The sequence below is a fragment of the Streptomyces sp. NPDC044571 genome, assembly GCF_040647115.1.
Taxonomy (GTDB): Bacteria; Actinomycetota; Actinomycetes; order Streptomycetales; family Streptomycetaceae; genus Streptomyces.
The window spans coordinates 14,466-35,966 of the sequence record NZ_JBEZBN010000060.1 but is presented as its reverse complement, the minus strand read 5'-3'; the positions used below and the strand labels follow the sequence as shown (position 1 = coordinate 35,966).

The 21,501-nt window shown below is 73.6% G+C and carries 17 protein-coding genes and 2 pseudogenes; 8 read left to right on the top strand and 11 right to left on the bottom strand.

Annotated features, from left to right (window positions below):
* Nucleotides 1-94 (top strand): annotated as a pseudogene (locus tag AB0B01_RS26045) (ABC transporter permease); the annotation flags it as partial.
* Between the two features lie 5 nt (nucleotides 95-99).
* A complete protein-coding gene (locus AB0B01_RS26040; protein WP_361723725.1) occupies nucleotides 100-861 on the top strand; it encodes a sirohydrochlorin chelatase in 762 nt (253 codons plus the stop codon).
* Between the two features lie 69 nt (nucleotides 862-930).
* Here AB0B01_RS26040 and AB0B01_RS26035 read toward each other — a convergent pair whose 3' ends face one another.
* Nucleotides 931-1,932, bottom strand: a complete 1,002-nt coding sequence (locus AB0B01_RS26035) for a 2-dehydropantoate 2-reductase N-terminal domain-containing protein (protein ID WP_361723722.1) — start codon at nucleotides 1,930-1,932, stop codon at nucleotides 931-933.
* Nucleotides 1,933-2,158: 226 nt separating this feature from the next.
* Here AB0B01_RS26035 and AB0B01_RS26030 point away from each other — a divergent pair, with 226 nt between their 5' ends.
* Nucleotides 2,159-4,030, top strand: coding sequence for a DNA/RNA non-specific endonuclease (locus AB0B01_RS26030; protein ID WP_361723719.1), 1,872 nt, complete (start codon nucleotides 2,159-2,161; stop codon nucleotides 4,028-4,030).
* Here AB0B01_RS26030 and AB0B01_RS26025 read toward each other — a convergent pair.
* Together AB0B01_RS26025 and mgt are read right to left on the bottom strand one after the other, a co-directional pair.
* Nucleotides 4,027-4,590 carry a DUF1697 domain-containing protein gene (locus AB0B01_RS26025; protein ID WP_361723716.1) on the bottom strand — a complete coding sequence of 188 codons (564 nt, stop codon included), beginning with the start codon at nucleotides 4,588-4,590 and terminating at the stop codon, nucleotides 4,027-4,029. The two genes, AB0B01_RS26030 and AB0B01_RS26025, sit on opposite strands and share 4 nt — an antisense overlap.
* A gap of 7 nt (nucleotides 4,591-4,597) precedes the next feature.
* On the bottom strand, nucleotides 4,598-5,839 hold the full coding sequence (gene mgt, locus AB0B01_RS26020) for a macrolide-inactivating glycosyltransferase (protein WP_361723713.1): 1,242 nt from the start codon (nucleotides 5,837-5,839) through the stop codon (nucleotides 4,598-4,600).
* A gap of 112 nt (nucleotides 5,840-5,951) precedes the next feature.
* Here mgt and AB0B01_RS26015 point away from each other — a divergent pair, with 112 nt between their 5' ends.
* Nucleotides 5,952-6,803 carry an aminoglycoside phosphotransferase family protein gene (locus AB0B01_RS26015; RefSeq protein ID WP_361723710.1) on the top strand — a complete coding sequence of 284 codons (852 nt, stop codon included), beginning with the start codon at nucleotides 5,952-5,954 and terminating at the stop codon, nucleotides 6,801-6,803.
* Nucleotides 6,804-6,837: 34 nt separating this feature from the next.
* On the opposite strand, the gene AB0B01_RS26010 is transcribed toward AB0B01_RS26015, so the two are convergent.
* Both AB0B01_RS26010 and AB0B01_RS26005 read right to left on the bottom strand, forming a co-directional pair.
* Nucleotides 6,838-7,551 (bottom strand): exonuclease domain-containing protein, encoded by a 714-nt coding sequence (locus tag AB0B01_RS26010; RefSeq protein ID WP_361723707.1) that lies wholly within the window; start codon nucleotides 7,549-7,551, stop codon nucleotides 6,838-6,840.
* A 122-nt stretch (nucleotides 7,552-7,673) separates the two neighbouring features.
* Nucleotides 7,674-8,969: an SAV2148 family HEPN domain-containing protein gene (locus tag AB0B01_RS26005; RefSeq protein ID WP_361723704.1), complete on the bottom strand. Its 1,296-nt coding sequence runs from the start codon at nucleotides 8,967-8,969 to the stop codon at nucleotides 7,674-7,676.
* A 288-nt stretch (nucleotides 8,970-9,257) separates the two neighbouring features.
* Between AB0B01_RS26005 and glgX the strand changes: the two genes are divergently transcribed.
* Complete coding sequence (gene glgX, locus AB0B01_RS26000) at nucleotides 9,258-11,372, top strand: glycogen debranching protein GlgX (RefSeq protein WP_361723701.1); 2,115 nt, start codon at nucleotides 9,258-9,260, stop codon at nucleotides 11,370-11,372.
* Here glgX and AB0B01_RS25995 read toward each other — a convergent pair.
* Entirely contained in the window at nucleotides 11,357-12,703 is a 1,347-nt protein-coding gene (locus AB0B01_RS25995; RefSeq protein ID WP_361723698.1) for an MFS transporter, read from the bottom strand. The genes glgX and AB0B01_RS25995 overlap by 16 nt on opposite strands.
* 82 nt (nucleotides 12,704-12,785) lie before the next feature.
* Between AB0B01_RS25995 and treY the strand changes: the two genes are divergently transcribed.
* Nucleotides 12,786-15,065, top strand: a complete 2,280-nt coding sequence (gene treY, locus AB0B01_RS25990; RefSeq protein WP_361723695.1) for a malto-oligosyltrehalose synthase — start codon at nucleotides 12,786-12,788, stop codon at nucleotides 15,063-15,065.
* On the opposite strand, the gene AB0B01_RS25985 is transcribed toward treY, so the two are convergent.
* On the bottom strand, nucleotides 14,970-15,935 hold the full coding sequence (locus tag AB0B01_RS25985) for a LysR family transcriptional regulator (protein WP_361723693.1): 966 nt from the start codon (nucleotides 15,933-15,935) through the stop codon (nucleotides 14,970-14,972). The two genes, treY and AB0B01_RS25985, sit on opposite strands and share 96 nt — an antisense overlap.
* 84 nt (nucleotides 15,936-16,019) lie before the next feature.
* On the opposite strand from AB0B01_RS25985, the gene lpdA reads away from it, so the two are divergent.
* Both lpdA and AB0B01_RS25975 read left to right on the top strand, forming a co-directional pair.
* Nucleotides 16,020-17,423: a dihydrolipoyl dehydrogenase gene (gene lpdA / locus AB0B01_RS25980; RefSeq protein ID WP_361723690.1), complete on the top strand. Its 1,404-nt coding sequence runs from the start codon at nucleotides 16,020-16,022 to the stop codon at nucleotides 17,421-17,423.
* A gap of 116 nt (nucleotides 17,424-17,539) precedes the next feature.
* Complete coding sequence (locus AB0B01_RS25975; protein ID WP_361723687.1) at nucleotides 17,540-18,898, top strand: M14 family zinc carboxypeptidase; 1,359 nt, start codon at nucleotides 17,540-17,542, stop codon at nucleotides 18,896-18,898.
* Here the strand turns inward: AB0B01_RS25975 and AB0B01_RS25970 are convergent.
* From AB0B01_RS25970 to AB0B01_RS25955, 4 genes and pseudogenes are all read right to left on the bottom strand, one after another.
* On the bottom strand, nucleotides 18,895-19,359 hold the full coding sequence (locus tag AB0B01_RS25970) for a GNAT family N-acetyltransferase (RefSeq protein ID WP_361723684.1): 465 nt from the start codon (nucleotides 19,357-19,359) through the stop codon (nucleotides 18,895-18,897). The genes AB0B01_RS25975 and AB0B01_RS25970 overlap by 4 nt on opposite strands.
* A 27-nt stretch (nucleotides 19,360-19,386) precedes the next feature.
* Nucleotides 19,387-20,040 (bottom strand): serine hydrolase domain-containing protein, encoded by a 654-nt coding sequence (locus AB0B01_RS25965; protein WP_361723728.1) that lies wholly within the window; start codon nucleotides 20,038-20,040, stop codon nucleotides 19,387-19,389.
* 115 nt (nucleotides 20,041-20,155) lie between these two features.
* A pseudogene (locus AB0B01_RS25960) lies at nucleotides 20,156-20,467 on the bottom strand (serine hydrolase domain-containing protein); the annotation flags it as partial.
* Between the two features lie 398 nt (nucleotides 20,468-20,865).
* Nucleotides 20,866-21,426 (bottom strand): DUF1707 and FHA domain-containing protein, encoded by a 561-nt coding sequence (locus AB0B01_RS25955; RefSeq protein ID WP_361723681.1) that lies wholly within the window; start codon nucleotides 21,424-21,426, stop codon nucleotides 20,866-20,868.
* Nucleotides 21,427-21,501: the final 75 nt, after the last annotated feature.

Here is a 21,501-nt window from a genome sequence, read left to right as displayed (position 1 = left end):
GATCCTCATCGTCGGCATCGCCATCGACCTCCTCATCTTCAGCCCCATCGAACGCCGGGTACTCCGCACCCGCGGCCTGCAGGTCAAGAGCTGATTCCCGTGTCCCCCGCCCCCGTTCTCCTGGTCATCGCCCACGGCAGCCGCGATCCGCGGCACGCGGCGACCGTGCACGCCCTGACCCGGCGGGCGCGGGCGCTGCGGCCGGGTCTGCGGGTGGAGACGGCCTTCCTGGACTTCAACGCCCCGCGGGTCGAACAGGTGCTGTCCGCCCTGTACGCCGAAGGTGTCCGCGACGTGGCGGCCCTGCCGCTGCTGCTCACCCGGGCCTTCCACGCCAAGGCGGACATCCCTGCGGTGCTCTCGCAGGCCACGACCCGGCTGCCGGGCCTCTCGGTCCGGCTCACCGAGGTCCTCGGCCCCTCCCCGCTCCTGACGCAGGCGCTTGAGCGCCGCCTGTGGGAGGCGGGGCTCGACCCGGCGGACCGGGCGGGCACCGGTGTGGTGCTCGCGTCCGCCGGATCCTCTGACCCGGAGGCGATCGCAGTGATCGCTGAAATCGCGCGGGAGTGGCGGCACACCGGTTGGTGCGCCGTGCGGCCTGCGTTCGCCTCCGCGGCCCTTCCCCGGACCGAGGACGCCGTACGGGCACTGCGCGCCGAGGGCGTACGCCGGGTCGTGGTGGCCCCGTACGTCATCGCGCCCGGACGCCTGCCGGACCGGATCGCGGCGGGGGCCGAAGCCGCGGGGGCGGACCTCGTGGCCGGGGTGCTGGGCGCGGCCCCGGAACTCGCCCGCCTGCTGCTGGACCGCTACGACTCTGCCGCGTCCGCCCCGGCCCGTCTGCGGACCCTGACGGCATGACCGCTGCGCGGGGCCTCTTCCCCCCGCGCAGCGACCCGTGCAGCGGACCCGGTCGCTGCGGACCCGCAGCTAGGCTCGGGCCTCGGCCTCGTCCGCGAGGGCCGTCAGGTCCTCGACGGACATCGCGCCGGGCGGGAGGGACTCCCGGGCGAAGATGTTCGCCGCGTGGCGGAGGGTGTCGTTGACCGGGGTCCGGACCCCGTGCAGCCTCCCGAGCAGGGAGATCTCACCGTTGAGGTAGTCCGCCTCGATGGAGCCCGTGCCGCGCGCCAGGCTCTGCCAGGACGACCCGCCCCGCAGGCCCGGCGGCTGCTCGACCTTGCCGTCCCGCGCCTCGGCCTGTTCCGCCTCCGAGGCGTACGCGATGCCCGCCGCCGCGTACGCCGCCTTGCCCTCGCGGATCGCGCGCAGCAGCAGCGCCCCCTTGGCGGGGGCCGGCTCCGGGCCCGTCGTCGCCTGGATCGCGTTGCCCAGGTTGCCCAGCAGCTTCGCGTACTTCCACCGCATCACGTCCTCGACCACCGGTGCCGCGAAGCCGGACTTCTCCAGGTCGGCAGAGATCTGCGCGAGCAGCCGGTCGGTGCCGCCGGCCGCCCGGCCCAGGTGCAGGATGCCGGTCAGCGGAGCGCACAGCGCCGAGACCACGCCCGGCTCCAGGAAGGTCGCCGGCAGCCATACGCAGACCCCGTAGGTCCGCGCGAAGCGCCGCAGGGCCAGCCGTTCGGTCTCCACGCCGTTCTGGAGGCACAGGACCGGCAGCCGCTGCGCCGCCGTGCCGCCGCCCGCGACCTCCGCGTCACCCCACGCGTCGAGTGCGGCGATCGCGTCCTGGGTCTTCACGGTCAGCAGCAGGGCGTCGTCGGGCCGCAGTTCGCCGAGTTCCGCGGGCCCTGACACCACGGGCAGCCGGTGCACCCGGACGCCGCCGGCCGTCGTGAGCCGCAGCCCCTCCGCCCGCAGGGCCTGCGCGTGCGCGCCGCGGGCGGCGAGTACGACCTCGTGCCCCGCCTCCGCCAGGCGCCCGCCGATGGTCGCGCCGACCGCTCCGGCGCCGATGATGATGTAACGCATACGCAGCAGCCTGGCACATCCTCCGGCCGTGTCACCGGCGGGGCCCCGGTGCGCCTGCCGGCCGGGGCTGCTCGGCGCGCTGGCCCCGTGGCGCCGCCGTAGGCTGGAAATGCACGCACGGAGTGGGGAGCCCCAGTCTGTTCGCGTCGCTTTCAACTACCGCGGGGGCGGCATCTTCTCGGCGGGGCTTCTCACGCCTGAACTCCTTTCTTCCAAGGGGGCCCCTATGGCTGCCAAGAAGCGCGCGTCGGCCTCGCCGCCCAAGGGCGACGGCCAGGACAAGCTGATGGAGTCGCTCAAGCACTTCATCCGCACCCGGGGTTCGAGTTACCTCCAGGACCCCAACGTGTCCTCGATCGGCATCGGCTACAAGGAGAAGAACGGGAAGCGGAGCAAGGACCTGGCCTTGCAGTTCACGGTCGACCGCAAAGTGGTCCCGGAGGGCGTGGACGGCCTGAGGAGCGCGCCGATCCCGCCGTTCATCGACATCGGCGGCGGTGTCACCGTCCCGACGGACGTCGTCCAGCGAAGCTACACGCCCCACTTCCTGGTGGTGGCCGAGGCGGAGACCCCGCTGCGGCAGACGCGGATCAACCCCGTCCGTCCCGGCGTGAGCGTCGGGAACGTCCACGTGAGCGCCGGGACCCTGGGCTGCATCGTCTTCGACCGCAACGACGGATCCCCCTGCGTCCTCAGCAACTGGCACGTCCTGAACGGCCGTCTGGGCAATCCGGGCGACGAGGTCGTCCAGCCCGGCAAGAAGGATGACAGCCGCATCGCCTTGAACCGCCTCGGTACGCTCAAGCGGTCCCACCTCGGGGTGTCCGGCGACTGCGCCGTGTCGAGCATCACGGACCGCGACATCGACCCGGCCATCCTCGACCTCGACGTCACTCCGGCGAAGCTCGGCGAGCCGCAGATCGACGACAAGGTCGTCAAGAGCGGGCGCACCACCGGTGTCACGCACGGCAAGGTCACCCGCCCGTTCGCCAAGGTCAGCATCGACTACGGCACGGGCGTCGGCGTGCGGGAGATCGAGTGCTTCGAGATAGGGCCCGACCCGGACCACCCGGCGGCCGACGGGGAGATCAGCAAGCCCGGTGACTCGGGATCGGCGTGGATGTTCAAAGGGCGGGGAGGCAGGCCGAGCGATGTCCTGGCCGGTCTGCACTTCGGTGGCGAGGGGGACGCGGACCCCGACGAGAGGGCGCTGGCCTGCTTCCCCCGGGCGGTCTTCGACGAGCTGAAGATCACCCTCCAGCAGCCGGGGCCCGAGTCGGAGCCCGTGGCGGGCTACGACCCGGGCTTCCTCTCGGTGCCGATAGGAACCCCGCAGCTGAACCCGTCGGTCAAGGGCGATGCCGTGCTGCTGGACGGGTCGGAGGTCATTCCGTACACGCACTTCTCGCTGGCGTTGAACAAGACGCGGCGCTTCGCCTTCTGGGTGGCCTGGAACATAGACGGTTCCACGATCAAGAAGCTCGACCGCTCCGGCATCGAGTTCAGGAAGGACCCGCGGCTGCCGGCCGCCGCCCAGGTCAGCAACGAGCTGTACCGGGGCCGGACCAACCGGCTCGACCGGGGCCACATCGCCCGCCGCGCCGACCTGCTGTGGGGGCCGATGCCCGAGGCCGAACGGGCCAACACGGACTCGTTCTTCTACACGAACATCACCCCGCAGATGGACGACTTCAACCAGAGCGCCCGCAACGGCATATGGGGCCACCTGGAGGATGCCGTCTTCGAGGACGTGCAGGTCGACGACCTCAGGGTGAACGTGTTCGGCGGTCCGGTGTTCCACGACGACGACCGCCTCTTCCGCGGGGTGCGGATACCGCGCGAGTTCTGGAAGGTCCTCGTCTTCTCCGAGGCGGGAAAGCTGAAGTGCAAGGCCTTCCTGCTCACGCAGAACCTGGAGCTGGCCGAATCGCTCGAACTGGACGAGTTCCGCGTCTTCCAGGTCAAGCTGAACGAGATCCAGACCCGGGCCAGGCTGCGCTTCCCGGCCGCGATGACGGCCGCGGACACACTGGTGGTCCCGGAGGCGGTCGAGGACCGTGCCCCGCTGGAGAGCCAGGCGGACATCGACTGGAGTTAGGGCCGGGGCCCTTCCTGCGTCAGTTCGACGAGTTTGGCGACCGTGTTCCAGTTGCGGGTCGTCGCGTCGATGCCCTTGAGGACGGCCGGGCGGTAGAGCGCCTCGGCCAGTTTGGAGCGGCCCAGTCCGTTCGGGGCGTACAGGTAGAGGACCCGGTCGCCGATCCGGAACTCCTCCGGGAGGTACGAGGGCGCGTCGATCGCCCCGAACCGGGAGGGGTCCGGCTGCTCGGAGAGGAAGGTGACGTGCAGCTGCCTTCCCTCCAGTTCGGCGGCGGGGAAGGGGCAGTCGTGGGCGACGGCGCGCAGGCGGGCGCCGTCGGCGACGAGGCAGGCCACCGGGAAGCCGAAGCGGCTCTCGATGGCCCGCTCCAGCGCGCGGGCCAGGGCGACCGGGTCCTGCTGCGTGCTGCTGAAGACGGCGTTGCCGCTCTGCAGGTACGTCTGGACGTCGTCGTGGCCGAGTCCTTCGAGGACCTGGCGCAGCTCGGCCATCGGGACCTTCTTGCTCCCGCCGACGTTGATTCCGCGCAGCAGGGCCGCGTACTTCTTCCTGGTCATGCCCGAATCATGCCCGAGCGGCGGAAGCGGGCGGGGATGCGGGGAGTGCGGCCTCGATGAGGTCGGCGGCCTGCCGGGTGCCTCCTTCGGCGGCCATCTGGGCGCGGACCGCTTCGGCACGGGCGGCGACCTGCGGGTCCGCGACGAGGCCGAGGACGGCCTCGCGGAGGGTGGCGGCGTCCGCCTCCTCCCTCGGGACGTGCCGGGCGACTCCCAGCGACTGGAGCATGTCGGCGTTGCCGAACTGGTCGACGGCCTGCGGGACGGCGACCATGGGGGTGGCGGTCGCCAGCCCTTCCCGGCTGCCGCCGGCGCCCGCGTGGGTGATGAAGGCGTCGGCGTGTTCCAGGACGGCCTGCTGGGGGATCCAGCGGTGGACTTCGATGTTGCCGGGGACGGGGCCGAGCTCCGCCTCGTCGGTGAACCGGCCGATCTGCAGGACGACGTGCCAGTCGGGCAGGTCCCCGAAGGCCTCGATGCAGGCGCGGTAGAAGGCGGGCTGCCGGGTGAAGGTGGACCCGAGGGAGACGAGCAGCAGTTTCCTGCCGGCGGCCGCCGCCGGGCGCTGCCAGGTGCTCGCCGCGTCCGTGCTGCGGTCGGTGGCCAGGCAGGAGCCGACGAAGGTGTACACGCTTTCGTCGACGCGGTCGGCGTGCGGCTGGAGGGCACGCGGGATGAGCACGAGGCTGCGCCGCGGGCGGCCGACGAAGGGGTCGGGGTGCTCGTCGATGCCGTTGGCGTCGAGCCAGTCGCGGAAGCGGGCGTAGTACGCCCGGCCGCGCTCGGAGGCGCGCAGTGCGGCCGTCATCGGTTCACCGACCTCCTCCTCGTAGCCGGTCCAGGCGACCAGGTTCGGGGAGAGGGAGATGGCGGGGACGCCCCAGCGGCGGGCCAGGACGATCGCCGGGTAAGCGGTGATGTCGTGGAGGACGAGATCCGGTTCATCGCCTTCGAACGCGTCCGCGAGCTGCGGCAGGGCCTGGATCGCGTCGTCGAGGAACAGCTCGACGTGGTCGATGAGTTCGGTGCCCCAGGCCTCTGGCTCGTCGTCGGTGGGGAGGGTGGAGTTCCAGATCACCGGCGTCGCGCCGGTCTCGGCGACCTTGGCGGCGAAGGAGGCGGGGACGGCGTAGCTCACGCGGTGGCCCCGGGCGACGAGTTCGCGGATCACCTCCAGGCTCGGGTTCACGTGTCCGTGGGCGGCGATGGAGAACATGGCGATGTGGGCGGGGGTGGCTGCTGTGGTCATGCCACCAAGGTAACGAGACGATACGTCTCGTGCAATTCATTTCCGGGCAGCCGGTGCGAGACTTGGCGGATTCACCGCGAACGGGAAGACCGGAGCACCCGGAAGGGACGGCATGGACGAGGCGCAGGCCAGGGACGTACTGACGGCGGCGGGCCTCACCGGCCCCGCCGGGCTGCTGGCGCTGGGCGAGAACGCGGTCTTCGCCCTGGGCGACGTGGTGGTCAAGGTCGGCCGGGAGGCGGCATTGCTGGAGCGGGCCGAGCGGGAACTCGCCGTCGCGGCCTGGCTCGCGCAGGCCTCGGTCCGGGCGGTGCGCGCGGCCGAACCGGAGCCCCGCCTGGTCGCCGGGCACCCGGTGACGGTGTGGCACCGCCTGCCCGAAGCGGTCCGTCCGGCCGCCCCCGAGGACCTGGCGCTGCTGCTGCGGCAGCTGCACGCCCTGCCCGAGCCGCCGTTCGCGCTCCCCGCGCGGGACCTGCTGGGCGGGGTCGAACGCTGGCTGCGGCTCGCGGGCGAGGCCATCGACCCGGCGGACGCGGCCTATCTGCGGGCGCGGCGCGATGCCCACGCCGTCGAAGTGGCCGCCCTCACCCCGCAGCTGGCGCCGGGCCCGATCCACGGTGACGCCCTCCCCCGCAACGTCCACGTGGGCCCGGACGGCCCGGTCCTGGTGGACCTGGAAACGGTCTCGGTCGACCTGCGGGAGCACGACCTCGTGGTGATGGCCCTCTCCCGCGACCGCTACGGGCTGGCCGCGGAGGCGTACGAGGCGTTCACGGCGGCCTACGGCTGGGACGTACGCGACTGGGAGGGCTGCGCCGTGCTGCGCGGCGCCCGCGAAACGGCCAGCTGCGCCTGGGTGTCCCAGCACGCCCCGACCAATCCCCGTGCCCTGGCCGAGTTCCGCCGCCGGATCGCCTGCCTGCGGGACGGCGACAGCGACACCCGCTGGCACCCCTTCTGACATCCCCCGCCCAGGCCGGACCGCTGACGGGTCTTCAGCCCCGGTACGGGACCACGGGCCAGGCCCGCTCGACTATCGCCTCGGGATCCGAGGTGCGCCGCAGGTAGCTCTGCAGCGAGGCGGCCTGCTCCGCCGCCGCGCGGACCTGGAGCTCGTGCAGGTCGGCCAGGGCGACGGAGCCTACGGCCGCGTGCTCCACCCCCATGCGGCGGGCCGCACGCGCGGCGGCCAGTGCGTCCGCGGCGGCGTCGTGCGCGTCGTCGAGGGTGACGCCGTAGTGCTCGCAGAGGGCTTGGAGGGTCCGCCTCCCCTTGCGGTAGCGGTCCGCGTGCTTGTCCAGCACCAAGGGGTCGATGACCGCCGCGGGCCCGCCTCCCACCCGCTCGACCAGCGGCACGACCGCGTGCCGTCGGCACTCACGGTCCAGCAGCGACAGGTCGTACCGCGCGTTCATGACCACGAGCGGGGTGCCCGACCGCAGCACGCCGGCCAGGATCCCGGTGATCTCCTCGATCGCGGGAGCGGCGGGCCGGCCCTGCGCACGGGCCTGGTCCGTGGAAATGCCGTGGATCGCCGAAGCCTGCGCCGGGATGGGCACGCCCGGGTCCAGCAGCCAGGTCCGCTGCCGCGCGATCCCCCCGTCCGGCTCCACCGCGACCACCGCCGCGGTCACGATCCGGTCCGACTCGATGTCCGTCCCCGTCGTCTCCAGGTCGAAGGCCACCATCCGACCGCTGATCCAGCTCATCGCAGGGCCCCGCCCGTCCGGACCGCCCGGGACGCCCCCATGCCGTACCCGTCCTCCACCCCGTGCCCCTCCCCCGTACGCCTTCGGTCAACGGCTTTCAGCCTCCCACGGGGCACTGACAGTCACGACACCGGGCGGGAGTCCTCCCAGATCGACTCGAATTCCTCGCGGTACGTGGGGAACAGGCCGTGATCCACGTCACGCCCGGCGGTGCGGCCGCCGGCCGCACCGCCGCCGCGCAGCACCAGCACCGGCGCCTCCATGCCGCGGGCCCGGCGCAGGTACGACTGCACCACCGCGATGCCCGAGGACTCCCCCTCCACCAGATAGGCCGTGAAGCGCGGCGTCTCGTCGAAGACGTGGATCTCGAAGCGCGAGGGGTCGCGCAGCCCCGCCCGGACCCGGCGCACGTGCAGGATGTTCATCTCCACCGAGCGGCTCAGCTCCCCCTTGCGCAGGCCGAGCTCGCGCTCGCGCCGCTTCACCGCGCTGCTCGCCGGGTTCAGGAACAGCAGCCGGACCCGGCAGCCGGCCTCCGTGAGCCGGACGAGTCTTCGGCCCGAGAAGTTCTGCACCAGGAGGTTGAGGCCTATGCCGATGGCGTCGAGCCGCCGGGCCCCGCCGAACAGGTCCTCCGCGGGCAGCTGCCGCTGCAGGCGCACCCGGTCCGGGTGGACCGAGACGACGTCCGCGTACCGGTCCCCCACCAGGTCCTCGACCGCGTCGATCGGCAACCGGTCCGCCGGCGGAGAGCCCGCGCCGCCGCCGAGGGCCTCCAGCAGCCGCGCCGAGGCCCGCTCCGCCTGCTCCAGCACCGGCCGCGACAGGGCGCGGTTGCGGGAGACCACGTTCCGCGTGACCTCCAGCTCGTCGAGCGCCAGCTCGATCTCGCGCCGGTCGTCGAAGTACGGCTCGAAGCACGGCCAGTGCTGGACCATCAGCTCCCGCAGCTGCGGCAGCGTCAGGAAGCTGAGCACGTTGTCGTCGGCGGGGTCCAGCAGGTAGCCCTTGCGCCGGCTCACCTCGCGCACCGCCACGGCCCGCTGCACCCACTCCTGGCCGGCGGGCCCGGCCGCCGCGACGACCCAGTCGTCCTCGCCGTGCACCGGCTCGTAGATCGGCCGCAGCACCGCACCGACCACCGACCGCAGTCGCTGCTCGATCAGGTTCAGCCAGATGTACGCCCGGCCCGCCCGCTGGGCCCGCGTACGGACCTCGCTCCAGGCGTCCGCCCCCCAGTCCAGCTCGGCCCCGGCCCGTACGCTCCCGGCCGCCGGCGGGGCCAGGGACACCGCCCCGGCCGCCATGCCTGTGGGCACCCCGCCGGGCGCACCGCCGGGTGCACCTCCTGGGGCGTCCGCCGGGCCGCCCTCGTGACCGCTGTCACCAGGGGGCAGCTCCAGACCTCCCGAGCTCACCCGTGCACCGCCTTCTGCGTCTGGACGCCCGTCTCCAGTGATCACGGAAGGGTACTCCGAGGTCGGCGCCCGGTGCAGCCCGATGGGCCGTACGGCGGGGGCCCGTTGACCCATTATCCGATGCCCGCATAGTCCGCTGACCCGCATATCAGGTCTCCGGGTCACCCGGAGGACGCATCCCAAGTCCCCGCGTAGCGCCCCACTTTCGGGGAAGATCTGCCAGTGACGTGGTCCACGGCGGATCAGCCCGACACATCAGCCCGAAGCCGAGAGGAAGAGTCCTTATCCATGCAGGTCTGGCCGGGACAGGCGTACCCGCTCGGTGCCACGTACGACGGCGCCGGGACCAACTTCGCGGTCTACTCCGAGGCCGCCCGACGTATCGAACTGTGTCTGCTGCACGACGACGGCTCCGAGACGGCCGTCGAACTGCGCGAGACCGACGCCTTCGTGCGGCACGCCTACCTGCCCGGCGTGATGCCGGGCCAGCGCTACGGGTTCCGGGTGCACGGCCCGTACGAGCCCGAGCGGGGGCTGCGCTGCAACGCGGCGAAGCTGCTGCTCGACCCGTACGCGCGTGCCATCGCCGGCAGCGTCGACTGGGGCGAGGAGGTCTACGGCTACCACTTCGGCCGGCCCGACTCCCGCAACGACCTGGACTCGGCCCCGCACACGATGAGCTCGGTCGTGGTCAACCCGTACTTCGACTGGGCCAATGACCGGCCGCCGCGCCACGAGTACCACCACACGGTGCTGTACGAGGCCCACGTCAAGGGACTGACCATGCGTCACCCCGACCTCCCCGAGGAGCTGCGCGGGACGTACGGGGCCCTCGCCCACCCGGCGGTAATCGGCCACCTCACCAAGCTGGGCGTGACGGCGCTGGAGCTGATGCCGGTGCACCAGTACGTCAACGACCACCGGCTGGTGGACGACGGGCTCAGCAACTACTGGGGCTACAACACGATCGGCTTCTTCGCCCCGCACAACGGCTACGCCTCGGGCGACCGCGGCCAGCAGGTGCTGGAGTTCAAGTCGGCGGTCCGGGCGCTGCACGAGGCCGGGATCGAGGTGATCCTGGACGTGGTCTACAACCACACCGCCGAGGGCAACCACCTCGGGCCGACGCTGTCCTTCCGGGGTCTGGACAACGCCTCGTACTACCGGCTCGCGGACGATCCGCGGCATTACATGGACACCACCGGCACCGGCAACTCGCTGCTGATGCGCTCCCCGCACGTGCTCCAGCTGATCATGGACTCGCTGCGGTACTGGGTTACCGAGATGCACGTGGACGGGTTCCGCTTCGATCTCGCGGCGACGCTCGCCCGCCAGTTCCACGAGGTGGACCGGCTGTCCTCGTTCTTCGACCTGGTCCAGCAGGATCCGGTGGTCAGCCAGGTCAAGCTGATCGCGGAGCCGTGGGACCTGGGCGAAGGCGGGTACCAGGTGGGGAACTTCCCGCCGCTGTGGACGGAATGGAACGGCAAGTACCGGGACACCGTGCGGGACTTGTGGCGCGGACAGCCGCGCACGCTGGCGGAGTTCGCGGGGCGGCTGACCGGCTCCTCGGACCTCTACCAGGACGACGGTCGGCGCCCACTGGCGTCCATCAACTTCACGACCTGCCACGACGGTTTCACCCTGCACGACCTGGTCTCGTACAACGAGAAGCACAACGAGGCCAACCGGGAGGGCAATCGGGACGGCGAGACCCACAACCGGTCCTGGAACTGCGGGACGGAGGGGCCGACCGAGGACCCGGAGGTGCAGGAGCTGCGCGAGCGGCAGATGCGCAACTTCGTGGCCACCCTGATGGTGTCGCAGGGCGTGCCGATGCTCAGCCACGGCGACGAGTTCGCCCGCAGCCAGGGCGGCAACAACAACGCGTACTGTCAGGACAACGAGCTGTCCTGGGTGCAGTGGCCGGAGCCGGGCAAACCGGCTCCCTCCCTGTTGGACTTCACCCGGCGGATGGTGTGGCTGCGGCGCGACCACCCGGTGTTCCGGCGGCGCCGGTTCTTCCACGGCCGGCCGGTGGAGGGCACCGACGACGAGCTTTCCGACATCGCCTGGTTCACCCCGCACGGGGAGCCGATGCGGGCCCGCGACTGGCAGGCGCAGCACGCGCGGGCGCTGACGGTGTTCCTGAACGGGGAGGCCATCTCCGAGCCGGGCGCCCGCGGGGAGCGGATCACCGACGACTCGTTCCTGCTGATGTTCAACGCGGGTGCGGACCCGCAGGAGTTCACCATCCCGGCCGGGCACGGCGCCCAGTGGCGGCTGGTCGTGGACACGGCGCGGCCGGAAGTGCTGCCACCCGGCACCGGGCCGCAGTTCGCGGACGGGGACCGGGTGGCGCTGACCGGACGGTGCCTGGTGGTGCTTCAGCGTCCCGCGTAGTAGGCGGCCGCCGAGGAACCGCCCTCCGCCGCGGGCCGGTGGGCCGGACGTCCGGCGCCGGCGGCGCGGGGGGCCGGCTGCGCGGGGGCGGTACGGGCGGCCGGGACGCGGGTGGTGAAGGCGGGGAGCAGGCAGAGGGCGGCGGCCGAGACGCAGACGGCGAAGGCGCCGGAGGGTCCGTACCACTCGGCGAGCCGCCCGGAGACGGCGAGGGCGGCGGCCTGCCCGGCGACCAGCGAACTGGCGGCGAAGGCCGTCGCCTCGGCGAGCCGGGACGGCTCCACGGACCGCTCGGTGAGGGCGAACGCGGTGATCAGGTGCGGGGCGAAGGCGGCCCCGAGCACGGTGACGACCGCGTACAGCGGCCCCAGGGTGTCGGTGAACAGCAGCGGTACGCAGAGCACGAGCGCGGCGCCGGCGGCCGCGCGCCAGCGCAGCCGCAGGCCGAAGCGGGCGGGCAGCGCGCCGAGCCCGAGGCCCACGGCCGCGCTGACGACGCCCATGGCGGCGTACACGAGTCCGGCCTGCCCGGGGACGCCCAGGCGGGCGGTGAGGGCGGCGATACCGGCCTGGCAGCCGCCGAACAGGGCGCCCTGGAGGAAGAGCGAGCAGCGCACGGCGTACACGACGCGCGGATGCCTGCCCGCCTCAGGCCGGACCGGTGCGACCCGGCCCGAGGCGGGGGCCTTGCCGTCCCCGCCCGCACGCGCCCGCTCCCCGGCCGTGACGGCGGCGGTCGGGTGCAGCGCGAAGGCGGTGGCGAAGACGGCGACGAGGGCGGCGGCGGCCCCGAGCGCGAGCGCGGGGTGCGCGATCAGCGCGGCCAGCCCGACCAGGGCGGGGCCGAAGACGAAGGAGACCTCGTCCAGGGTGCCTTCGAGGGAGTGGACGGCGCCGACCACGCACTCGTCGGCTCCGGCGCGGTGCGCGAGGGCCACGGAGCGGGTCCGGGCGAGCGGCCCGATCAGGGGCACCGAGGCGCCGGTCACGGCGCCGATCGCGGCCAGCGGGAGGGTCGCGAGGCCGCCGAGGGCCCCGGCGACCAGGGCCGCGGTGGCGACGGCGTTGACCGCCGCGGCGGTCAGGACCACGGGCCGCTGCCCGTGCCGGTCGGCGAGCCGGCCGAGGACGGGGCCGAGCACCACCTGCCCGGCGGACAGGGTGCCGCCGACCGCTCCGGCGGTGGCGAGGGAACCGCTGGTCTCGGCGACCAGCAGGACGCTGCCGAACTGGGACATGGCCACGGGCAGACGGGCAAGGAAGGAAATCAGGGGAAGGAGGGGCCCGGTGAGGGCGATGACTCTTCGATAGGTACTGGCGGCTTCAAGCACTCGGGCAACGCTAACGCGGTGCAGTCACCCGGATGCATTGGGTAATGGCACGGAATCAGGGAAGGTGGGTACGTACGTTCTCATGAGCCAGCCGAACGCGTACATCCGAACGGAATCCGATGTTCCGGCAATCGTCCCCCCGGGGACACCCCGGTCGACCTACCGCCTCCAACTGCGGGCCGGCTTCGACTTCGCGGCGGCCGAGACGGTGGTCCCGCACCTCGCGTCCCTCGGTGTGTCCCACCTGCACCTCTCACCGGTACTGGAGGCGGTCCCCGGCTCCGCCCACGGCTACGACGTCACCGACCACACCCGGGTGCGCGCCGAGCTGGGCGGCGAGCCGGGGCTGCGGGCCCTGGCCGCCACCGCCCGGGCGCACGGGCTCGGCCTGGTCCTGGACATCGTGCCCAACCACATGGCGGTGCCCTCCCCGCTGCGGCTGAACCGGCCCCTGTGGGAGGTGCTGCGGGAAGGGCCGGACTCCCCCTACGCGCGCTGGTTCGACATCGACTGGGAGGCGGGCGGCGGGCAGGTGCTGCTGCCCGTCCTCGCCGGGCCGTCCGACCCGGCGGAATTCACGGTCGACGGCGGGGTACTGCGCCACGGGGAGCAGGAGTTCCCGCTCCGGGAGGGCACGGCGGGGCTGGACCCGGCCGAGCTGCTGGCCGCCCAGTGGTACCGGCCGGCCTGGTGGCGCGAGGCCCGCACGGCGCTGAACTACCGGCGCTTCTTCACGATTTCCGACCTCATCGGGGTCCGGGTCGAGGATCCGGAGGTCTTCGCGGCCACCCACGCGAAGGTGGTGGAGCTGGTGCACGAGGGCGTGCTGCAGGGGCTGCGGATCGACCACGTGGACGGGCTGGCCGACCCGGAGGAGTACCTGCGGCGGCTGCGCGCGGCGGTGGGGGACGGCTGCTGGATCGTGGTCGAGAAGATCCTCGCCCGCACCGAACGCCTGCGGCCCTCCTGGCCGGTGGCGGGCACCACCGGCTACGACGCGCTGTACCGGCTGGACGGCGTGTTCACGGATCCCGGGGGCGCCGCCGAACTGGCCCGCCGCTACCGGGAGACCACCGGCGCGGCGGACTGGGCGCAGACGGCGGAGCGGTCCGCGCGGGAGGTGCTGACCGTGGACCTCGCGGCCGAGCTGGCCGCGCTGGAGCGCCGCGCCGGCCCCGGGACGGCGCGGGCCGTGCGGGAACTGCTGATCGCCTACCCGGTCTACCGCCCCTACCCGGACACGGACGCGTTCGGCGAGCTGGCCGGGGTGGCGCAGGCGGCCGGGGTGAGCGCCGAGGAGGCGCAGGACGTACGCGAACGGGCGCGGCGGGATCCGGCGTTCGCGGCGCGCTTCGCGCAGACCTCCGCGGCCCTGCGCGCCAAGTCCCTGGAGGACCGCGCGTTCTACCGCTGGGCGCCCCTCCTGTCCGCCACCGAGGTCGGGGGCGATCCCGCCCGGCCGGCGGTCTCCGTCGAGGAGTTCCACGCGTACTGCGCGGAGCTCGAACGGGACTGGCCGCACTCGGGGACGGTCCTGTCCACGCACGACACGAAGCGCAGCGCGGACGTCCGGGCCCGGATCTCGGTGCTGTCACAGGCGCCGGAGCTGATGGGCCGGCCCGCGGGACCCGACCCGCAGCTCGCCTGGGTGGCCCGGCAGACGGCGCTCGGCCTCGGGGAGGTGCCGGAGCGGGCCGAGCGCCTGGAGGCGGCCCTGCTCAAGGCCGCCCGCGAGGCGGCGCTGCGCACCAGCTGGACCGACCGGGACGAGGCCTACGAGGCCGCGGTCGGGCAGTACGCCGAGGCCGGGCGGCAGCCGGCGGACCTCCACGAGGAGGACGGGGCGGCCGAGGCGGCCCGGGCCAATCTGCTCGGCATGACCCTGCTGCACCTGGCGATGCCCGGGATCCCCGAGGTCTACCAGGGCGCCGAGACCGAGTACCGGGCCCTGGTCGACCCGGACAACCGGCGCCCCGCCCGATTTCCCCGCGAGGCGCTGGCCCGGCTGGATGCGGGGGCGCGGCCCGGGAACCCGGCGGAGGAGAAGCTCGCGCTGACCGCCGCGCTGCTGCGGCTGCGCCGGGACCGGCCCGACCTGTTCACCGGCTACACCCCGCTGGCCGCCCGCGGCCCGGCGGCCGGGCACTGCGTGGCGTTCGGTCGCTCGGCCGGGCTGCTCGCGGCGGCGACCCGGCTCGCGTACCGGCTCGCGGGGGCGGGCGGCTGGCGGGACACCGCGCTGCCGCTGCCGCCGGGGCGGTGGCGGTCACTGCTCGCGCCGGGAGTGCCGTACGAGGGCGAGGTGCTGCTCGCCGAGCTGTTCGCCGACCGGCCGGTGGGGCTCCTCCTGCGGGACGGCTGATCCAGGGGCGACGAGCTCGGCGAAGGCCGCCGCCACGCCGGTCAGCGGCACCCTGGAGAAGACGGCCAGGGGCCGGTGCCAGGGCGGGTCGAGGGAGAGCAGCACGCAGTCCTCGCCGAGGGCGCCCCGGACCGTGTGGGCCGGGGCGATGACGATGCCCACCCCGGCCGCGGCCATCCGTACCGCGGTGGAGGTGTGCTCCGTACGCAGCACCGAGCGCGGGGTGAAGCCGAGGGTGCCGCACGCCCAGTCGAGGAACGGCCGGCCCTGCACCAGGGGTTCCATCGCGCAGCGGATCCAGTCGCGGTCGGCGAGCTCGGCCAGCCGGACCGCGCCCCGGCCGGCGAGGGGGTCGTCGAAGGGGACCACCAGGACGATCTCCTCGCGGCCGGCCGACAGCACCGTCCCGGTCCACTCCTTGGGCTCCGGGCCGACGGCGAGGTCCGCCACGCCCCGCTCCACCTGCTCCTCCAGTTCCGCCGTGGACCCGTACTCGCGCAGTACCAGCCGGACGCCCGGGTGCAGGATCCGCCAGCGGGCGACGACGGCGGGGAGCAGGCCGACGGCGACGGCGTGGACGGCCGCGATGTGGAGCTCGCCGCCGGCCGCCCCGGCGGCGGCGCGGGCGGCGCGTTCGGCCTGGCGGGCGCTGCGGACGGCGAGCTGGGCGTGCGGAAGGAAGGCCCGGCCCATGGGGGTGAGCCGCACCCCGCGCGGCATGCGTTCCAGCAGGGCGCCGCCCACGGACCGTTCCAAGGCCTTGACCTGGTGGGACAGGGCGGGCTGGGTGACGTGCAGGGCGTCGGCGGCACGGGTGAAGGAGGACTCCTCCACGACCATGAGGAAGTACTCCATCTGACGCAGACTCATGGGCAGGAAGCATAAAGAGTCTGCATGGAGCCGAGAAGATCATTGCCTTGGACTCATGGGCGGCCCCGGCGACACGCTTGCCGCATGGACACAGCAGACGTGATCGTGATCGGCGGCGGCACGGGCGGCTACAGCACCGCCCTGCGCGCCGCGGCCCTCGGGCTGACCGTCGTCCTCGTGGAACGCGACAAGGTGGGCGGGACCTGCCTCCACCGCGGCTGCATCCCCAGCAAGGCGATGCTGCACGCGGCCGAACTCGTCGACGGCATGGCCGAGGCGCGCGAGCGGTGGGGGGTGGCCGCGCACGTGGACGCGGTGGACTGGACGGCGCTGACCGCCACCCGGGACGACATCGTCGCCCGCAACCACAAGGGCGTCCAGGCACACCTGGAGCACGCCGGCGTACGTGTGGTGCACGCAGCGGCCCGGCTGACCGGACCGCGCTCCGTGCATACCGACGACGGCCGGGAGTTCGGCGCCGTACGCGGCATCGTGCTGGCCACCGGGTCCAGGCCGCGTACCCTGCCCGGGCTTGAGCCCGACGGGCACACCGTCGTCACCAGCGACGACGCCCTGTTCGCGCCGGGGCTGCCGGGCTCGGTGCTGGTGTTGGGCGGCGGGGCGATCGGGGTGGAGTACGCCTCCTTCCACCGGTCGATGGGGGCGGCGGTGACCTTGGTCGAGGCCGCGGACCGGCTGGTTCCGCTGGAGGACGCGGAGGTGTCGCGACATCTGGCGCGCGGGCTGAAGAAGCGGGGCGTCGACGTGCGGGCCGGGGCCCGGCTGGAGGGGGTGGAGCGGCTTCCGGGCGGCGGCGTGCGCGCGGGCGTGCGCGGAGCGCGCGGCGACGTCGTGGAGCTGGAGGCGGAGCGGCTGCTCGTGGCGGTCGGGCGGGTCCCGGTGACCGACGGCCTGGACCTGGCGGCGGCCGGACTGGCCGCGGACGCACGGGGTTTCGTGGCCCCTGCCGACTGGTCCCGGCTGGAGACCCCGGTGCCGGGCATCCACGTGGTGGGCGACCTGCTGCCGCCGCCTTCGCTCGGCCTGGCCCACGCGTCGTTCGCCGAGGGGCTGCTGGTCGCGGAGACCTTGGCGGGGGTGGCGAGCGCGCCGGTGGACTATGCGGCGGTGCCCCGCGTGACCTATTCGGCGCCGCAGACCGCTGCGGTCGGGCTGACGGAGGCGCAGGCGCGGGAACTCTCGTACGACGTCGTCGTCAACTCCCTGCCGCTGACGGCGGTGGCGAAGGGAATGGTGCACGGGCAGGGCGGGACGGTGAAGGTCGTCGCGGAACGGGGCGGGCGGGTGCTGGGCGTGCACCTGGTGGGGCCGCACGTCTCGGAGATGATCGCGCAGAGCCAGCTGATCGTGGGGTGGGAGGCGGAGCCGGCCGATGTGGCCCGCCACGTCCACGCCCATCCGACCCTGTCGGAGGCGGTGGGTGAGGCCTTCCTGTCGCTCGCGGGCCGGGGGCTGCACCAGCAGTAGCCGCGACGCCGACGCGGGTCCGGGACGGAGTGCCGGCAAGGCGTTGGCCAGGGCTTTTGGGGAAAGTCTGGGGCGCGCAGCAGTAGCGGGCGTGCGCGGCGGGCATTGCATGAGACGTGACCCTCCTTCGTGACATGTGCTACCCCACACCGCACGAACTTGCCCTGGCCGCACGCGCGCTGGCGGACGAGCACCCCGCCCTGGTCCGGCTACGCCAGGCGGGCGCCTCCCGGGCCGGCCAACCGCTGTGGCTGCTCTCCCTGGCCCCGTCGGAGCCCCGGGCCGGCCTCGGCGGCCGGGGCCGCCCGGGCGCGGGCCGGGGCGCCGCCGCAGAACCCCGGAGCGTGCTCGTCGTGGCCGGGGCGCACGCCAATGAGCCCGTAGGCGGGGCCACCGCGCTCGCGCTCGTACGGCGGCTCGTCCACGACGCCGCCCACCGGGCCGGGTGCGGCTGGCACTTCCTGCTGTGCGCCGATCCGGACGGCGCGGCCCTGCACCGCACGCCCCGTCCCTACTCCCTGCTGCACTACCACCGGAACTTCTACCGGCCGCCCGGCCCCGAACAGCCCGAGTGGGCTCCGTCTTTACTGGCCCCGGACCGGCTGCCGCCCGAGACCCGCACGCTGACCGCCCTCATCGACGAACTGCGGCCCTTCCTCCAGGTCTCCCTGCACGGAACCGACCTCGGCGGCTCCTGGGTGCAGCTCACCCGGGACATACCGAACCTCGCCGAGCCCTTCGCCAAGTCGGCGGCCGAGCTGCGGATACCGATCGAGACCGGGGCCTCGGACGCGGCCGGCTGGCCCTCCCCCGGCCCCGGGATCTTCGTGCTTCCGGGCGCCGGTGCGGACCCCGCCGGGGCCTTCCACCCGGAGGACACCCGACTCAGCACCTGGTACCACGCCCACCGCTACGACGGCACCACCGCCATCGTCGAAGTCCCCATGTGGGCTTCCGACCTGGTGGACGATCCCGCCCCGCACGCCGATCCGCGCGGCGCCCTGCGCCTCCTGGCGGGCCGGCTCACCACGGACGCGGCGCTGGTGGCCGGCGCGCGGGAACTCGTACGCGAGGACGCGCCGTACCGCACACCGGGCGACGGGGCGGACGCGGCCGCGCTGCTGCGGGCCGTCGACTGGACCCTCGCACTGATCCCCCGGATCGCCGCCGAGTGGACCGGCGCCGGGGCGCCCCCGGAGGCCACGGCCGCCTACATCGGGAGCATCGACGCCTTCGGGCGGCGCCTGTCGCTGCGTGCCGCCGCAATGCTGCTGCGGGTGCTGCGCGCACAGGGGCACCCGGCGGCGCCCGCGCTGGACCGGCTCGTCACCGGCTGGTGCGAGTCCTTCGCCGCCCGGTTCCAGGCGCGCCGGGTCCCGGTGGCCGTCCAGGTCGAACACCAGGCCCGCACCGTCCTGGCCGCGTACGAGCGCCTCACCGGGGCGCCACCGCAGCCGCGGCAGGACACCCCCTAGGCGTGCACGGGCAGGGAGTAGCGGCGCTTGGGGGCGGCGGTGGCCCCGAGCCGGTCGTAGAAGCGGATGGCGCCCTCGTTCCAGTCGGGGGTCTGCCACTGGACCTGGTCGAGGCCGAGTTCGCGCGCCAGGGCGGCGACGGCGTCCATCAGGGCGGCGCCCAGGCCCTGGCCGCGGGCCTCCTCTGCCAGGTAGAGGCAGTCCATGTGCAGGTAGTGCCGGGCGTCCCAGAACGCGAACTCGGCGCTACAGGCGGCGTATCCGGCGACCGTGCCGTCCGGGGCCTCGGCGAGCAGGACCCACATCCGCGCCCCCTCGGCGAAGAGCTGGGGGCCCAGCCGGTCGGCCAGGTCCGGCGGCCGGGGCGCGGACTTCTCGTACGCGACGTGTTCGTGGATGAGTTCTATGAGGCGGGGCAGGTCCTCGGGGCGCGCGGGGCGCACGACAGGTGTGTTGTCCATGCACCCATCATCGCCTCCGCGAGCGTCCTAGCCGGTCGCGGTGGGGAGGGAGAGGCCGGTGTAGACCTGGTTGAGGACGGTGGGCAGCAGGGCCTGGGCCGTGGTCCGGCCGTCGGGGGACACGGTGAGGTTCGTCCAGATCACGAGCGTGACGTCGTGGTCCGGGTCATGGCCGATGAAGGAGTTGAAGCCGGGGAGCTCACCGCCGTGGTAGTACATCGCAGCGTTGGGGGCGAAGCGCTGGTAGGCGATGCCGTAGCCGTACTTCTGCCCGTCGGGCGCAGCCGGGTCCTCGGCCTGCGGACTGCGCAGCCACTGCTGCTGGTACGCGGGGCCCAGGACCTTGCCCGTCACCAGGGCCCGGATCCAGACGGCCAGGTCGTCCGCGGTGGAGACGGCGCCTCCGGCGGCGGTGGCGTAGGAGGGGTTCTGGTGGGTGTAGTCCACCGGCTGGAGCTTCCCGGACCGGGCCGCCGCCTCCACGTCGGCCGGGTACGCCTTGTCGACCAGCGCGTACGCCGAACCGCCGTACATGTAGCCGTGGGAGAAGGGGGCGGGCAGGGACACGTCGCGGGCACCGGGCAGCGAGGTTCCCGCCAGGCCGAGGGGGGCGAAGAGCCGGTCCCGCAGCTGCTGGGCCAGTGGGCGGCCGCCCGCCTTCTCGGCGACGAGGCCGAGCAGCGCGTAGTTGGTGTTGCTGTACTCGTAGGACGTGCCGGGGGGGGAAGTTCGGCGGGTGCCGGAACGCGAGGGCGAGCATCTCCTGCGGCGTCACGGCCTTGCCCGGGGCGGCGTCCATGCGCGCGGCGAGTTCGGGCGCGTTGGTGTAGTTGTAGAGCCCGCTGCGCATCGTGAGCAGCTCGGCGAGGGTGATGCGGTCACCGCCCGGCACTCCGGGAACGTAGCGGGACACCGGGTCGCTCAGCCGGAGCCTGCCGTCCTGGGCGAGCAGGAGGACCAGCGCCGAGGTCATGGTCTTGGTGTTGGAGGCGATCCGGAAGTGGTCGGCGGTGGTGGGCGGTTCGGCCGTGCCCAGCTCGGTCGTGCCGGCGGTCGCGCGGACGGTGCCCTGCGGCGTGCGGAGCAGCACCACGGCCCCGGGCACCATGAGCTTCTTCGCCGCGTGCTCCACGGCGGACTGCAGCGCGGTCGGATCGATGCGCTTGAGCGCCGGCGGAGTGGGTTCGCCGGCGCCGGCCTGCGCCGCAGCCGCGGGCGGCGCGCCGGAGGCGGCCGCGAGGCCCGCCGGGGAGGGCAGGGGGGAGCCCGCGATCAGCAGGGCGGCGCAGGTGGCCACCAGGGCCCTGCGGCGCGTGCGGTTCGGGGTGCCGTTGTCGGCCGGCGCATTCCTCATGCCGGAGTCACAGCCCTCGTGCTCGGCGGTCCGTACCGCAGCGAGGCCGGCAGCGAGAAATGGTGCGGCAGGACCGAACGGACCAGAACAGGATGAATTGTCCTATTTTATCATCCTTCGATCGCGCGGGGCGAGCTCCGGGCGGGCAGGCCTCAGACCGCCGACAGCCGGAACGACACCCGGCCGAAGCCGACCTGGTCTCCGTCGCGGACCGCGATCGAGCCGGTCACCCGGCGCCCGTTGACGGTGGTGCCGTTGGACGAGCCGAGGTCGGTGAGGACCCACATCCCGTTGCGCAGGCCGAGTTCGGCATGGACCCTGGAGACGGTCTCGTCGGTGAGCCGGAGCCCGCTGCCCGGATCGCGGCCGATCCGCAGGGGCTGCGCACCCGGATGCGGAAGCAGCAGCTTGGGCAGCCGTTCGGCGTTCCAGGCGCGCCGGACCCCGGCGGACACGGCGGAGACGCGGCCCACCCAGCCGAACACCCGCCGGGTCCACGCCCCTTCGGCCCCGCGGCCTTCGAGATCGGCGGTGAGCACGGCGAGTTCCTCGGAACGGCGGGCGACGAGCGCGAGCTCCATCCGGCGCAGGAAGGTGTCGTGGGACAGCTTGCCGAGGGCGGCGCCCTCGCGGAGCTTGCCCAGGGCCGTGTCGCGCTCCGCGTCGGACAGGCGCGGCGCGGGGTGGGCGGGGAACTCGAAACTCGACGTCACAGGGTGATTGTCGGCCCGTCGTGCCGGAGTGTCCAGAACTCCCCCGGCCACCCGGCCATGATGGGGTCGGCACGT